This window comes from Amycolatopsis sp. NPDC004079 (assembly GCF_040610415.1).
GTDB lineage: Bacteria > Actinomycetota > Actinomycetes > Mycobacteriales > Pseudonocardiaceae > Amycolatopsis > Amycolatopsis halotolerans.
On the sequence record NZ_JBEXMH010000001.1, the window covers coordinates 331,215 to 345,934 of the forward strand.

At 72.8% G+C, this 14,720-nt stretch carries 11 protein-coding genes; 2 read left to right on the plus strand and 9 right to left on the minus strand.

What is annotated here, in order from left to right; all coding sequences use genetic code 11:
* Window positions 1–7: 7 nt before the first annotated feature.
* The 5 genes from ABZX37_RS01535 to ABZX37_RS01555 form a co-directional block, all read right to left on the minus strand.
* Window positions 8–685: a precorrin-3B C(17)-methyltransferase gene (locus ABZX37_RS01535; protein ID WP_354735011.1), complete on the minus strand. Its 678-nt coding sequence runs from the start codon at window positions 683–685 to the stop codon at window positions 8–10.
* A gap of 48 nt (window positions 686–733) precedes the next feature.
* The gene (eccB, locus tag ABZX37_RS01540; protein WP_354735012.1) at window positions 734–2,170 is read right to left on the minus strand and encodes a type VII secretion protein EccB; all 1,437 of its coding nucleotides are present in this window, start codon (window positions 2,168–2,170) and stop codon (window positions 734–736) included.
* A 5-nt stretch (window positions 2,171–2,175) separates the two neighbouring features.
* Complete coding sequence (eccD, locus tag ABZX37_RS01545; RefSeq protein WP_354735013.1) at window positions 2,176–3,552, minus strand: type VII secretion integral membrane protein EccD; 1,377 nt, start codon at window positions 3,550–3,552, stop codon at window positions 2,176–2,178.
* 158 nt (window positions 3,553–3,710) lie between these two features.
* Window positions 3,711–4,385 carry a hypothetical protein gene (locus tag ABZX37_RS01550; protein ID WP_354735014.1) on the minus strand — a complete coding sequence of 225 codons (675 nt, stop codon included), beginning with the start codon at window positions 4,383–4,385 and terminating at the stop codon, window positions 3,711–3,713.
* Window positions 4,386–4,405: 20 nt separating this feature from the next.
* Window positions 4,406–4,750 (minus strand): hypothetical protein, encoded by a 345-nt coding sequence (locus ABZX37_RS01555; protein ID WP_354735015.1) that lies wholly within the window; start codon window positions 4,748–4,750, stop codon window positions 4,406–4,408.
* 163 nt (window positions 4,751–4,913) lie between these two features.
* On the opposite strand from ABZX37_RS01555, the gene ABZX37_RS01560 reads away from it, so the two are divergent.
* Window positions 4,914–7,055: a protein kinase gene (locus ABZX37_RS01560; RefSeq protein WP_354735016.1), complete on the plus strand. Its 2,142-nt coding sequence runs from the start codon at window positions 4,914–4,916 to the stop codon at window positions 7,053–7,055.
* 10 nt (window positions 7,056–7,065) lie between these two features.
* On the opposite strand, the gene ABZX37_RS01565 is transcribed toward ABZX37_RS01560, so the two are convergent.
* The 4 genes from ABZX37_RS01565 to ABZX37_RS01580 are packed head-to-tail and all read right to left on the minus strand — an operon-like array spanning window position 7,066 to window position 13,282.
* Window positions 7,066–9,183, minus strand: a complete 2,118-nt coding sequence (locus tag ABZX37_RS01565) for a DUF3488 and transglutaminase-like domain-containing protein (protein WP_354735017.1) — start codon at window positions 9,181–9,183, stop codon at window positions 7,066–7,068.
* Window positions 9,180–10,298 carry a DUF58 domain-containing protein gene (locus ABZX37_RS01570; RefSeq protein WP_354735018.1) on the minus strand — a complete coding sequence of 373 codons (1,119 nt, stop codon included), beginning with the start codon at window positions 10,296–10,298 and terminating at the stop codon, window positions 9,180–9,182. Before ABZX37_RS01570 ends, ABZX37_RS01565 begins: the two co-directional genes overlap by 4 nt.
* A gap of 3 nt (window positions 10,299–10,301) precedes the next feature.
* The gene (locus ABZX37_RS01575; RefSeq protein ID WP_354735019.1) at window positions 10,302–11,255 is read right to left on the minus strand and encodes a MoxR family ATPase; all 954 of its coding nucleotides are present in this window, start codon (window positions 11,253–11,255) and stop codon (window positions 10,302–10,304) included.
* An 11-nt stretch (window positions 11,256–11,266) separates the two neighbouring features.
* On the minus strand, window positions 11,267–13,282 hold the full coding sequence (locus tag ABZX37_RS01580) for a fibronectin type III domain-containing protein (RefSeq protein WP_354735020.1): 2,016 nt from the start codon (window positions 13,280–13,282) through the stop codon (window positions 11,267–11,269).
* 151 nt (window positions 13,283–13,433) lie between these two features.
* On the opposite strand from ABZX37_RS01580, the gene ABZX37_RS01585 reads away from it, so the two are divergent.
* A complete protein-coding gene (locus tag ABZX37_RS01585) occupies window positions 13,434–14,720 on the plus strand; it encodes a type VII secretion protein EccE (protein ID WP_354735021.1) in 1,287 nt (428 codons plus the stop codon).

The following is a 14,720-nucleotide window of genomic DNA, read 5'->3' on the forward strand; positions in this document are numbered from 1 at the left end:
GCCCCCGTCAGTGGCCGTTCAACCAGTCAGCGAGGTCCTCCGCCTCCGACTGGTCGGTCAACCCGGTGATTTCCGCCTTGCCGTCGGGGATAGCCGCCACGATGGCGGGTGCGACCAGGACCCGCGTGCCCACCACGATCGCGATGGACTTGCCGACGTTCTTCGCGGTCAGTTCCGCCCACTTGGCGGAAGCTTCCGGGGTGAACGTCATCCGGACCGTGAAGACGGCGTTCCCCGGCGCGTCGCTCAGGCCCGCCGACTTGACCGCCGAGCCGTCGAGCTCCGCCGGGCCGAGCAGGTAGCGGGTACCGCTCGACCGGCCGCAGGTCACCAGCGGCAGAGCAGGGTCGTCCTCGCCGGTCAGCGGGTCGGGACGGCCCAGTCCGCAGTCGAAGCTCTCCAGCGTCCGCTGCTGCACGGCGGGGTCGGTGCTCTGCCGGTCCCGTTCGCTCGACGGCGGGTCGGTGGCCGCGTTCTCCGCCGAAGCGAGGACGGGCCGGAACCGCAGGCCCTTCTCCAGACCGGCCGCTCGCACCAGATCGATGAACGAACGAGCGCCCGCGGACGAACTGGCACCGGCCTCGTCAACGGGCTGCGGGCCCGACCCGCATCCCGCCAGTGCGAGAAGCGCGATCCCGAGCACCGCCAGCCGCGAAATCCGCTGTCTGGCACGACGTTCCGGCATGACAACCCCCCCAGGCTCCATGATCGTTGCCGCGCCAGCATAGGCTTTTCACCCGGACACGGTGGGCCGCATCGCCGAGGCGGGGTCGAGACCGGGTCCTTCCGGCAGCCGGGCCACGAGTCCGCCGGGCAGCCGCACCGGCGCGGCGGACGGGTAGCCGAGTGTCTTCGCCACGTCCGGCTTTGCCAGCGGATAGCGGCGGCCCAGGTCGGTGACCAGAGTCAGCGTGCCGGACGCGGCCTGCGCGGACGGCATCGCCTCGACCAGCACCGCCGAGCCCGGCGGCACGTAGACGCGATCGGCCAGCGGAGTGCCCGCGGCAGACCGGCCCGCGGTGGACAGCAGCTGGGTTTCCGGAGGCAGTTCCGGACTGACGATCAGCTGCGGCGCGTTCGCACCGGGCGCGTAGACCGCGCACAGCGTGGCGTCCTGATCGGACAACCGGGCGAGCTGCGGGCGAGCGATCGGGGCGGCGTCCGCGGTAGCGGGGACCGGGTCCAGCTGTCGAGCTGCGGCTGCCTCGGCCGGGGCGAGCGGAAGCGCGTGGGGCTGTGCACCGGAGTAGGCGGCGCGTGCCAACTGAGCGTCGGCCAGCTCGATTTGGTACTGCAGTTCGGTTATCGGGCGAAGCGCGTCCGGCTCGGCGGCGTAGTACTGCTGCCCGCCGCCCGCGGTGTGCACGACCAGCAGCGAGCCAGTCAGGACGTCGGATCGCCCAGGCACGGCCGTGGACGGACGGCCCGCCTGCGCAGTCGGGAGCGGCCCGATCGGCGCGCCTTCAGGCACGACGTCCAGCCAGGCCTGGCCCGCCCGAGCCCACGACGCGGCGGTCAGCGCGAGCCCGGTGCCGACCGTGCCGTACTCGGTGATCTTGTGCCGGTAGCCGTGCCAGAGCAGGTAGCGGTCCCCCGTCGACACGAGCTGCACCGGCAGCGCGGCGTCCGACAGGCCGGTTCCGCCGCCCGGTTCGGCCCCGGCCAGCAGGACGGATTCCTGGATCGCGCTCCCCGCCGTGTCGCGAGCGGGAGTCGAGCACAGCGACCACGATCCGGTCCGCAGCCGATCCGGGCCGGGCAGCGCGTCGGGCGCGTCCGGGATCCCGATCCGCGGCCCGCGCGGCACTCCGGCCAGCGAATTCCCGGACACAGTCTCGGTCGCCGCGTGCTGCCCGAGCGCCAGCAGGGCGGAGGTGTAGTTCGCGACCGGGTACAGCCTGCCGTTCTGGAAGACGTAGCGCGTGCCGGTCTCCTTCTCCACGATCACCGCGGCCTGGCCGCGCCAGGAATCGTTGCCGCCGGGCACGATCATCCCGTAGACGCCGACGCAGGCCAGCGACACGATCGCCAGCGCGAGCCCGGCGAACGCCGCCGCACCGGAGCGGCGGAAGGGCGGCTGTTCGGGGTCGGTCTCCCGGGTGACCAGCGCGGAAATCGCGCGCTGGACAAGGAATTGGTAAGCCTGGAGCTGATCGCGTTTCGACGCCACGGCCCTCAGCCCCCCAATCCGCGCACGTAGCCGTACAGCCCGAGCACCCAGCACGCGATCGGCACCAGCGAGCACACCAGGAGGATTTCGGAGTACTCCGCGAACCGGCCGAGATACGGGTTCGACGCGCGGGTGCTGAACAGGAGCCCCGCCGCGACGACGGCCGCCGCGACCACGAGCAGGATCGCCCCGGAGGACACCAGCGGCATCGCCCCGGAGCCCAACCCGGTCGCCAGGGCCGCGGCTCCGACCATTCCTGTTGCCAGCAAAGGGATCCGCTGTCGCAGCGTCGGATACAGCCTGGCCCGCACCAGGAATCCGGCGGAGACCACCGCGACCATCGTGACCGAAGCGGCACTGCCCTCATGCACGAGCAGCATTTCGCAGCAGACCACCACTGCGGCCGCGCCCGCCAGCATGCCGGTGAGCAGGCCGTCCGCGCGGGCCACCGCAGCGTGCACGCGGTCGATCGGCGGCTGCGGATCGTCCCGGACCAGGTCAGCGGTCGATCGCGGCAGCACCGGCATCGGCACCTTGCCGAGTCGCAGCGCGAGCGGTGCGAACACAATGGACAGTGCCAGCAGTCCGGCGGCGAGTGCGGCCGCTGCCTGGTACGCCGCGAAATCGCCGCTCGCGCCGACGAAACCGCCGATCAAGGCGAAGAATCCGGCGGTGGCCGCACCCGCGAACCACGGTTGCGCCGCGGCGACCCCGAGGTAGCCCGCCACGGCCGCCAGCGCCAGCGTGACCCCCGCGAGCATCACCTGTCCCGGCGCGAGGTCGGTCAACGCGTGCGTCCCGGCGGGCAGCAATCCGCCGCCGAGGAACGCGAATGGCAAGGCGACGGCGGCGAGCACCGCGCCCGCCCCGGCGTCTCCGGCCGCCCGGGCGAGAACGACGCCCGCGACCAGCAGCAGTCCAGCGACCGCGAGCGCCCACATCGCCGGACCGGTCCACGGCGCACCGGCGCGCAGCACGGTGACCAGTCCTAACAGGACAGTCGCGCCGCCCGCGGCCAGTCCCGCCGTACGCGTGTGCCGCGGCCCCCACGCCCGGCCGAGCCCGGTCGCACCGGTCGCGATCGCGTCGACCACGTCGTCGTACTCCGGCTCCGGCCAGTCGGCCCTGGCCGGCAGCAGATGCAGCACCTCGCCGTCGCGCACACGGTGCCCCGCGAGCGTGCGGCCGAGGTCGAACCGCGCCCCGTCGGGACGGCGCAGCTGCCAGCCGCCGCCTGCCGCACCGTCGTCGGCCAGCCCCTCGCCCGCGCGGGCGAGCAGGCCCGGCAGCAGCTCCGCGACACTCGCGTGCTCGGGAAGCGCCATGTCGATCCGTCGTTTCGGGGCGGCGATCGTGACTCTGATCAAGCCGGCTGTCTGCATGCGCTCACCTTCTCCCGGGAACTGCCGCCGCGGGGTGCCGAGGCAGGAACCTGCCGCCGACCCGGGCGGCACACTGTATGTCTACAAAGGACTTTCAGACACGGCAATACCCTTGCCCCATCGGTGTTTCCGGGGCAAGGGCAGGCCAAGGGTCGCCGTCAGGCACACACTCCGCGAAGGGCGGTTTCGAGCCGGGCGGCGAAGTCCAGGACGGTGTCCGCGCGCAGCTGCCAGCCAGACGAGACCACGCGGTGCAGCGTGCGCACCACCAGTACCGCGCCGTCCGCACCCGGGGTGATCATCAGCAGGCGATCGACGTCCCAGCTCTGGTGGGCAGTGCCGCTCGGGAGCGTTTTCGTCTGGCCCGCGCGGGTGCTCGACAGGCGGTTGGCGGCTTCGAGCAGGCCCGCGTCGGCGTTCAGCCGGTCCGCGACCGCCGGGTCGCCCTCGAACGGGGCGAGTCCCCGGCCACCGGGCGCGCTCAGCGACACCCGGACCGGGCTCGGCAGGCGCAGCGGCACCGCGTAGACCAACGCGCCCAAGCCGAGCGCCCGACGCACCGCGGTGCGGCCGCTCATGACCGCGGCGCGGAGTTCGAACGGGCGGGGCTGCTGAGCGTCGAGGTAGACGAAGCAGTCGGTCGGCGCGGGCATGCCGCTGAAGCGTTCGCGCGGCGGCAGAAGACTGCCTGCCGGGACGCCGGTGCTGTTGCCCGGCAAGGTCATCGCCGCCGGAGCGGCGGCGAGGCCGAGTTCCTTCCGCACGGTCGCGGCGACGTCGGCGGTGACCGTGGCGGGTTCGGCGCGACGGCCGGTCCACAAGGCGGCGGACATCGGAATTCCCCCTTCGGTTTTCAGGCCGTGCGCGCGGAGCCGCTCAACTCGGCGAAACGCGCTGAAGCGGCTTGCAATTCGGACTGGAAGCGGCCCGGCCGCAGCTGCGCGAGTTCCTGCCAGCTGTCCACCGCCGCGCGCGCCTTGGCCAGCGCGTCCTGTCCGCGGGCGGCCAGCGCGTCGCGCTCGGCGTCGAACTGCTGCGCCTGCCGGAGGACGGCCTGCGAGCGGTCCTCGACCGGAGCCGGAGCGGCGGCTTCCGTGCGGGCGACGCGGCGCTTGCGGATCGTCATGCTCAGCCAGCCGACGCCGAAGATGATCAGGCCGGTGAGGATCGGCTTGGCGAGAATGTGCCAGATATCCATGGGTCGTTCCTTGTCCGTTCCAGGCGGCGCCGGGCCGCCGAAGCTGTGGTGACGGGACCGAAACTAGGTCGCGGCGGATGAGGTTTCGATGACACGCGCACGCGAGGCAGGAACCTGCCCGGGCGTTGCGCCGGACGGGCCCGCACAGGGGAGAATGGCAGCCATGAGCATCGGGGTGGGCGAGGAGCGGCTGCTCGCCGAGGGACCGGTCGCCAAGGTCTACGCGGGCCGGCTGGCGGGCGAGGACGTGGCGGTCAAGGTGTTCGACGGCGTCCTCGACCGCGACACGGCGGCCCGGTTCGACCGGGAACGCAAGGCACTCGCCGCCGTGCGCGGCGAACGGGCGATCCTGCCCGCCGACGAGGTCGGCGAGCTGTCGGGCGGCCGTCTCGGCGTGCGGATGGAGCTGTGCCAGCGGTCGCTGGCGCACCTGCTCGACGGACAGCTGCCGGTGCGCGACGTCCTCGCCGTCGGCTGGACCGTCTCGGCCGCACTGGCCGCGGCGCATCAGGTGGGCGTCGTGCACGGCGGGGTGACGCCGCACAACGTGCTGCTGCGCCGTTCGGGGGAACTCGCCCTCGCCGATTTCGGGCTGGCCTTGCGCCGCCGCTTCCCCCGCGATCCGCTGCACGCGGTGGACTACGCCGCCCCGGAAACGCTGCGGGACGACGCCCTCTCCGAGGCGAGCGACCTGTACGGCCTCGGCGCGGTGCTCTACACGGCGCTGACTGGTTCGTCGCCGTTCCCGCGCCACACCGGACAGCAGCGGGCCGAACGGATCCTGCAGGTGTTCCGTGATCCCGTGCCGCCGATCCGGGTGCCCGGGGCCCCGCCCGCGCTGGCCGACCTGATCGGGCGGCTGCTGGCCAAGGACCCGGCGGACCGGCCGCAGGACCCCGCCGCGGTGGCGGAGACGCTGGAGCGGCTGTACCAGGCGAGCGCGGCCCCGGCCGAGGTGGAATTCGACGATTTCGCGGGGCATGGGCAGCAGGTCGGTTTCGGCGGGATGGCATCGCAGCCGGGCGGGTTCGGCGGGGTGCCGCAGCCGGGAGGATGGCCTGGTGCCGCGCCTCAGGCGGGCGGTTTCGCCGCGGCCCAGCCTGGAGGTTGGCCCGGCTCAGGCCAGCAGGCCGGGAATTTCGCCGCTCTTCAGCAACCCGGCAGTTCGGGTGGCGCGGCACAGCGACCCGGCGGCTGGCCCGTCCCCGCTCAACAGCCCGGCAGCGACGCAGCACTCCACCAGCAGCCCGGCGGTTCGGGCAGCGCAGCACAGCAACCCGGCGAGTGGCCCGTCCCTGCCGAGCAGACAGGCAGCTTCGCCGCACTCCACCAGCGGCCCGGCGGCCAGCAAAGCCCCCCGCCGCAGGTGCCCGGAATCGGCCAAGCGCCACCGCAGCCAGACGGCGGTCCCATCGCCGCACCGCACCAAGCCGCCGACTCGCCAGGCCCCGCCCCACTGCCGGGCGGCTTCACCACATCCCAGCACCAACCCGGCGGCGCGGGTGGCTCTCCGCAGCAGATCGCGGGCTTCTCCGGCGCACCGCACCAACCCGCCGACTCCCCCAACTTCGCCGCACCCCAACACCAACCCGGCAGCCCGGTCAGCGCGCCACAGCAGCCCGGCAGCTTCTCCAACGCACCACACCAACCCGCCAGCTCACCCAACTTAGCCGTGCCCCAGCACCAACCCGGCGGCTCGGGCAGCGCGCCACAGCAACCCGCCAGCTCCCCCAGCCTCGCCGCGCCCCAACAACCCAACGGCCTGGGCGGCGTTCCTCAGCACCCCACCAACGTCTCCGGCCCAACCGCCCCCGGCCGGACGCTCCTGCATACCTTCGACGACACCAAAGAACCCCGCCGCGCCAAGAAGCTGCCCGGCATCGCCTGGTGGCCCGCCCTCGCCGCCGGGCTGGTCGCGGCCGTCGGCGCGCTGATCGCGGTGCCGATGCTCACCTCAAAACAAGACCCCCGGCCCGCGCTCCCGCTCGCGACCGCGCCGTCGTCCGGGCAGCTGCCGCCTGCCGAGCGGGTCCCGGCGCCGGATGTGCATCTCGCCCTCGCCGCACCGGCCGATCTCGGCACTCAGATCAAGCTTTCCTGGACTGCCGAGGGGAATCTGGACTTCGCGGTCGTCGTGGGGGCCGAGCGCATCGCGCCGATGGTCCTCACCGCCCACCGCAATCGGGCGATGTCGGTTCCCGTCGACCCGGCGCGCAAGTACTGCTTCCAGATCCGCGCGACGGACGGCAGCCACGTCTACGAAACCCCTCCGGTCCCGATCCGCGGCGCGGTCTGCACCTCCTGACCGCACTGTCCTAAGCAGACCGCCGGAACAACGAACGCGGGTCGAAAACCGCACGCACCCGGCTCAGCAAGGGACGTCCGGCCAGCGCCCGCCGCAGTTCCCGGATCTCCATCCACGCCACCCCCACCGCACTCTCCGACGGCGGGAACCGCGACCACAGCGCGGAATCCATCACGCCGGACAGCCGCAGCACCGGATCGCGCACCCGCTCCCCCAGCGCCGACCCGGCCGATTCCGCCAGGTCCCGGGGCGTCATGCCGACTCGATAAACGACTCCGTGGGCGCGCAGCCGATCCCGAGCCTCCGCCCAGGCACCGAAAATCGCGTCTTTGCCCAGGCGACGGCGTCGGCGTCTCGTCCGGAGAAGCTTCGCCAGCGGCACGGCGACCAGCCCGCACAGCATCAGCCCGGGTACGACCGCCGCGGCGATCCACCACGGCCAGCCAGCGGATCCGGAGACGAACGAGGCGGCTTCCGGCTTGCTGTCCGGCGGCGCCACCGGCGGCTGGAGTTTTTCCAGCGGCGGCAGCTGCGACTGCGCCCGTCCCGCCGCACCCGCCAGCCCGGACGACTTGGCGGACGTGGCCGCAGACTTCGTCGGGTCCAGCGGCACCCAGCCCACCCCGGCGACCGCCACCTCCGGCCACGCCAGCGCGTCGCCGCCGTGCACGACGTGCTCACCGGCCGTGTCCGCGCCGCGGTAGCCGACCACGAGCCGGGCGGGGATGCCGGTGATCCGGGCCAGCGCGACGTACGCGGCGGCGAACTGTTCGCTCGTCCCCCGTTTCGAGACGGTCAGGAACTGCCGCAGCTGCGGCCAGGACGCCCCGGTCGGCAGATCGTCGCCGACCGCGAGCTGGTAGTTCTGCTGGAGAAATCGCTGCAGCTGCAACGCGGACTGGAACGTCGGACGGAGACCGTGCACCGCTGTCCAGGCAAGCCTGGCGACGTCGTCGGGCACTGCGCCGACACCGCCGAGCCCGCCCGGCGCTTGCGCATCGACCGATGCGGTGGCGAGGTACTGAGCGTCCGCCTCCGGCGCCGACCAGGTCATCCGGTAGTCGGTCTGCCCGCCCGGCGAAGCAGAAAGCAGCACGCCCGCGCCGGGGTCCACCAGCGGCGCGGCGCCGATCACGCTGGTCAAGCCCGGCTGGCTGGGCAGCCACGGACCGGACAACGGCGGCACGCTCAGCTCCGCCGAGACCTCCGGCGCGCCGGGAACGCCGTCGAGACTCTGGCCGAGCCGGCGCAGTTTCGGTTCGGCCGACCAGTTCGCCCCGTCGAACCCGTTCAGCACGACCAGCCGCCACCGGTCGACCGGAGCGGTGCTGCGGTAGCTGAACACCGGGCGCGCCGGATCGGCCAGCTGCCCGGCGATCTCGTCGAGCGGGTTGCTGACCGGGGTTTGCGGGGGCGGCACCGGATGGCCGTCGGCGAGCCGGAACGGCGCCCGTCCCGCCGGGTCGAGCCCGCCGAACACGACTGCTCCAGCGGCGATCCCGACCACCAGCGGCAGCACCGCCAACGCAGCCGCACCGGATGGCCGACGCAGCCGCAGAGAACCGCCGCCGGGCCGCGACGCCCACAGCAACAGCCCAGCTGGCGCGAAATAGGCGACGGCGGCGTACAGCGCGGTGAACCCGCTCAGGGCCTGATACGCCTGCGCCAGACCCGCCACGGCCAGGCTTGGCAGCAGCGCCACGAGCGGCATTCGCAGACGCAGCACCAGTTCCAGCCCGAGCACGACGGCCAGCAGCACCGCCAGCGGCACGAACAGCAGCTGTCCGGCGTCCGGCCGCGCGGGCCAGGTCGATTGCAGGGTCTGCAGCCAGCTCTCGGTCAGCCCGTGGCTCAATCCCCGCAGCGAGGCACTCGTGGGCAATCCGGAGACGGTGGTCGAAAACAGCGTGGTCTCAACGATTCCGAGCAATCCGGCGACTAGCACGAGCAGCGGACGCCACGCCGTCAGGCGCGGCAGGCGAAGGCACAGCTCGGCAATCGCGTAGCCGAGCAGCACGACCACGAGCACCGGCAACAACAACGCCGACAACCCGAAAACCGGCGCGAACAACAGCCCGGCCACCGTGGTGGAGCCGAGCAGTCCGGTCACCGCCAACCGCGCGTTCACCCTTCGCCCCGGGCATTCCACTTCGCCGCCGCGTCCGCCGCATCCACCGCGTCGATCGAACCGGCGCGCACGCCCGGCTCGCGAACACCCAGCCGGACCACAGTGTCCGGCCGCCAGCGCAGCGCCGCCCCGAGATCGGCCTCCGGCCCGGTGACCACGACCAGCGCCCCGCCCGGCCGCGCGCCAGCCAGCCGCGCCGCGGGCAGCAGCAGCGAATCGTCCGAATCTTGCGTAGCCAGACACAGTTCGTCCAACAGCAAGCGAGCCGTCGGAACCCCGCTCCCCACTGGGGTTTCGAGCCCGGACGACGTCAGCAACCGGCAGTGCTGGCCCGCCGTCGCGGACGCGTACAGCAGCGACGCCACGACTTCGACGGCTTCCTCGAACACCTCCGGCCGCATCGCCGCCGACCGGGTGTCCAGCACCGCGGTCAGCCGCGATTGCGCCGGATCGGCGTAGTCGCGCACCATCAATCGCCCGGTTCGCGCGCTGGCTTTCCAGTGCAGGTGCCGGACTTCGTCGCCGAGCATGTACTCGCGCACGGCCAGCAAATCCGCGGAACCGCGCAGCGGCGGATCGGTGATCGGGCCGTCGTGGTGGTGGCGCGGATGTCCCGCGGCGGCCGGGCGCATCGGGTTCAGCCGCGGGTACACCCACAGGCACGCGGCCGCGCCCAGCGTCCGGTCGGCGCGCGCGAACCCGAACGGATCCGACCGGTGCAGCACCAGCGGACCGACCTCGAGCCTGCCGCGCACGGTGGTCGGAAGCTCGTAGTGGTAGGTCGCCGCGGCGCCGGGCGCGAGCGCGCGGACCTGCACCTCGCGGACGTCCGCGCCGACGCAATCCTGCGCGGAGAACCCGCCGTGCCGTCGCTCGCTTTCGTTGCGCACCGTCAAAGTCGCCAGTGCCGGACGGCCGCGTTCGATGCGTTCCGGGTGGACAGACCGCGAGACCTCGGCCTTCGGCCGGGCCCGGGTCACGAGCACCGCGGCGAGCACGGCGCCGGCCACGATCCCGGCGAGCACGCGCAGCAGCGGATATCCGGCCAGTTCGCCGAGCCCGTAGCCCAGCACAGCACCGGCGAGCGCCGCGATTCCGCGGCGGGTGAGCCGCACGCCTCAGCGCCCGGGCGCGGCCGTCGGGGCGGCGGTGTCGGCGAGCAGTTCGGCCACGACGTCCTCGGGCCGCCGCTGGTTCAATTCGGCGTCGGGGGTCAGCACCAGCCGGTGGCACAGCACCGGAAGCGCCACGTCCTTCACGTCGTCCGGGGTCACGTAATCGCGGCCGTGCGTGGCCGCGAGGCCCTGTCCGGCACGGATCAGCGCGATGCTGCCGCGCGGGCTCACGCCGTAGCGCACGGCCGGATGGCTGCGGCTCGCCGCGGCGAGGCGGACCGCGTACGACACGACCTCCGGCGCCAGGTACGCCTGCCGCACGCGGGCGATGACCTGCTGCACGTCTTCGATCCGCAGCACCGGCCGCAGCTCGTCGGCGGTGACGCCCGCGCAGTCGCCCATCACGACCATCACTTCCGCGTCGTGGCTCGGGTAGCCGACCGACAACCGCATCAGGAACCGGTCCAGCTGCGCCTCGGGCAGCCGGTAGGTGCCCTCCATCTCGATCGGGTTCTGGGTCGCCACCACCAGGAACGGCCGCGGCACCGGCTGGGTGACCGCGTCGACCGTGACCCGCCGCTCGGCCATCGCCTCCAGCAGCGCCGCCTGCGTTTTCGGGGTGCCGCGGTTGATTTCGTCGGCGAGCACCACGTTCGCGAAGATCCCGCCGGGGTGGAACTGGAACTGCTCGGCGTGCTGGTGGTAGACCATCACGCCGAGGATGTCGCCGGGCAGCAGGTCCGGGGTGAACTGGATGCGGTTCCACCGGCCGCCGACGCTGGCCGCGAGGCACCGCGCGAGCGTGGTCTTCCCGACACCGGGCACGTCCTCGATCAGCAAGTGCCCCTCGGCGAACAGCGCCGCGACCGCCATCCGGACGACGTCCGGGTGGCCGCGCAGCACCGTCTGCACGTTGTCGGCAATGAGGTCGTAGGCCGCTTTCGGCGTGAAGCTCACGTTCGCCCTTCTCATGAAGTGGTCGGAGTGCCGGTCCAGCTGTCGTTCGCCGAACCCGCCGAATTCCGGATCGTAGCCTTGATCGTGATCGCCCCGAACCAAGCCACGTTCGAGATCGTGAGCTGAGTGGTTCCGGAACAGGACTTCGAGGGCGAAGTCGCGCCCATGAACGAGGCCTGGCAGGTGGCCGCGCCGCCGTTGGGGTCCGCGTTGACCGTCACGATCAGCGCGTTCGTGCTGCGCACGCTCGTGATCTTCACCGACGGCGGGCCGGACGCGAGGGTCGCCCGCGCCGAACCGGGGCTGCCGGTCATCTGCCCGCCCGAGCCGTACGAGGTGATCGCGCGGACCGTGAAAGTGATGGTGCCGCTCAAACCTTGGAAACTGGTCGACGTGCCGGACACCGACCGGTCGCCCTGTCCGGACGCGCTCACCGCGTAGTGGTCGAGGTCGGCTCCGTGCAGGTCCGGGGTCGTCCAGCTCACCGATACCGCGCCGTTCGACCCGACGGTCGCGGTGACCTTCGGCGCCTCGGCGGCGCCGCCCGGCACGACCGAGCGGGAACTCGCCGCCGCGCCCCGGCCCGCGGAGTTTTCCGCGGCCACGCTGAAGGAATAGGACTGGCCGTTGGTCAACCCGTCCACGGTGACCCGCGACCGCCCACCGTCCACTGTGGTCGAACCGCCGGACCAGGACACGACATACCGGACCACGCGGGAACCGTTGCCGGGAGCGGACGACCACATCACCGTGGCCGAACCGGTGCCCGCGGTCGCGCGGACGTTGCGCGGTGCACCCGGCGGGGTCGGCTTCGCGACCGGCGGGGGCGGGTTGTCCCGCTGCGCGGGCGGGCCCGGCGGCGCGGGCGGCTGGCTGCTGGGCGTGGTCTCCGGCTGCGAAGGCGGGGTGGGCTTGGGTTGGGTCTTCGCGCTGACGTCCACGTCCGCGGCCACGCCGTCGCCGCCGTCGACGACGACCATGTGCGAGCCGTCGTGGTTGTCGACGTAGATCCGGTGGTCTTGGCCGAGCGACAGCCGCGCTTCGCCGCCGCCGTCGGGCACCGCCTTGCTGCTCTTCAGCGTGCCCTTGCTGTCGTAGGTGCGCACCTCGTGCCGGGCCTGGTCGACCACGGCGACGGTGTGCGAGGTCGCGACCGGGCCCACGTAGTGGCCGCCCTTCTCCAGCGGGACCGACACCGGCCGCGCGACCGGACGGTTCTGCAGCAGGCCGGCGGCGTCGATCAGGTGCAGCTGGCCGTGATCCGGGTCCACGACCGCGAGCCGCCCGTCGACGTCGTCGCTCGCCACCTGCGCGGTCGCGGGCAGCGAAAGGCCGAGGTCAGCCGGTTCGCCGAGCCCGTTCGCGCCGACCGAGCGGAGCACGCTGGCCGTCGTGTCGAGCACGACGGGACGGTCGCCGACGATCGAGAGCGACGCGTCGTGTCCCTGCGGCAGCTGCGCGGGGCAGGTCAGGAGCGTGGCGCCGCGCGGGAGGTCGCAGATCGAGCCGTTGTCGATGCGGTGCACCCAGACCGTGCCGTCGGACGTCGTCACCGGTGCGGACAGCGGGCCGCCGGTCGGCGCGGTGGCCGCCGGGTCGCCGAGGCGCGCGATCTGCCCGGCGTTGCGGTACACGAGGTACGGGCCGCCCGCGACCTCCAGCACGACCGGTTCCTCGGCGGCGGGCGGCGCTTTGCTGCTCTCGACGCCGAGCGTCGACTTGCTGAACTCGGTGATCCGCGTCCGGTCGACGACGTAGCCCGAACGGCCGCCTTGCGCGACCGGGCTGCCCGCCTCCGCGCCGGGGACCGCTGCCTGGGCGTCGACCTGGCCGGTCGCGCCGTCGACGTGCACCGCCGACTGCGACGAGGTGTTGTAGACCCAGTGCCCGGCGTCCGCGAACTGCAGGTCCGTGGGCAGCGACGCGTGCCCGGTGACGGCGATGCCGACCACGGCCAGGGCGGCGACGACGACCGTCCCCAGCCGGAACATGGCGGCGCGCCTCGCGCGCGGCGTTTCTGTGGTCACCGGAGGACCGTAACGGCGTCGGCTACAGCCGGGATACATCCGGAACCCATGCCCGGACGCTAGAGGACGCCGTTGAAATCCTGATTAAACGTGCTGTCACGGAAACCTCAGCTTCTCCCCGCGACCCTGTCCGGGACGTGAGGAGGCTGCCGTGACCCATCCCGGCGAGGCACATCCCGGGCGGCGCGCCAGCGCCCCGGCGCGAGGAGTCCCGGAGCCGACGCCGCTCGCCCGGCCGATCGGCCAGGGCCAGCAGATCCCCGTACCGGCGGATGCCCAGGCAGCGGCCCGCGCTGCGGCACTGGCCGCCTTGACCGCGGCGAGAGCAGCGGCTCCTTCCCCGGTGGCGACCTATGCCCAGCCGTGGCGCCCGGTCGTGACGACACCGCCCCCGACTCCGGTACGCCTTCCGACTGAGCGACGTCGCCGATGGGGCGCGCTGCAGGTTGTCTGCTGGCAACTGGTGCTGGTGGCAGCTGTCCTGGCGATCGGCCGACCGTGGCCGGTGGCGGCCACGATCGGGCTCGGCGCCGTGGCGCTGCTGACCCTGACGTCACTGCGGTACCGCGGTCGCTGGGGCTACGAGTGGCTGTCGCTTTCCCTGGGCTACGCGCTGCGCGACCGGGAACGCGAACTGGCCGACGCTGACGAGACCGGCCGGGCTCTGCTGCGCACGCTGTCGCCGGAAGGTTCCGGACATCCCGGGCAACTCGGCGACGATCCCGTGTTCCTCTTCAGCCGCACGGACGGGATCTCCGCCGTCCTGCGCCCGAACTCGCTTCCGCCGACGCCGATCCCGGGCCCCGAAGCGCTGCTGCCGCCCGCCGAACCTGGCACCGGCTTCGTCGCGCAGGTGCTTTACCACGCGGGCGTCGACCGTCAGCAACCACCTAGGATTTGGCTTGCGCTGCAAGCATTGCGCACCGTCGAGCGGTACGAGCACGATGCGGTGCGCCAAGCGCTGACCAATGCGCTTCGGCGCGTCCAGCGTCGCCTGCGCCGCGACGGCGTGCCGACGACTCCGTTAGGAGAAACTGAATTTCTCGGCTCGATCGCGTCGCTGGCGCACGTCACCGCTGGCCGCACCCGGGTCCGGGAGCAGTGGCGGCTTTGGCACAGCGGCCCGGTGTCCCAGACCGCGTTCCGGCTGGACGGCTGGTCCGCCCTCCCGCCCGCGACGACTCCCCGGCTGATCCACGCGGTGCTGGGCGCGACATCCCAGACCGCGGTGACGCTGTCGCTGACGGCTCGCCGTTTGGTTGGGGTGCCTGAGGTGGTGGCCGTCGTGCGTGTCGCTTCTCCGCACGCGGCGGCGGTCGAGCGGGCGGGCGAGGTGCTGGCTCGGCTTGCCAGGGAATGGGGGCTGCGGCTGGATCGGCTTGAGGGGCGTCAGCATGACGGGTTGACGGCGACCTTGCCGCTGGGGGCGGTTTGCTGA